1 rRNA gene is annotated in these 227 nt (G+C 41.0%); it reads right to left on the reverse strand.

The window, feature by feature from the left end:
- Positions 1–76 (reverse strand): 5S ribosomal RNA (gene rrf, locus AUR67_RS03075); the annotation flags it as partial.
- Positions 77–227 lie beyond the last annotated feature (151 nt).

The following is a 227-nucleotide window of genomic DNA, read 5'->3' on the forward strand; positions in this document are numbered from 1 at the left end:
TATCATCGGCGCTGTTTCGTTTCACTACTGAGTTCGGCATGGGGTCAGGTGGGTCCAAAACGCTATTGTCACCAAGCAAATTTGGTTTGTTAATCGCCTTAGCAATTAACTAAAATCTGGAATTCTGATATCAAGTAAATGTCTACTTTAGTGTCTTAACTTCTGTCTGTTACGCTGTCATAAAACGCGTTTGGCGTTGTATGGTTAAGCCTCACGGGTAATTAGTA

It is taken from the genome of Pseudoalteromonas sp. XI10, from assembly GCF_001469895.1.
Lineage (GTDB): Bacteria > Pseudomonadota > Gammaproteobacteria > Enterobacterales > Alteromonadaceae > Pseudoalteromonas.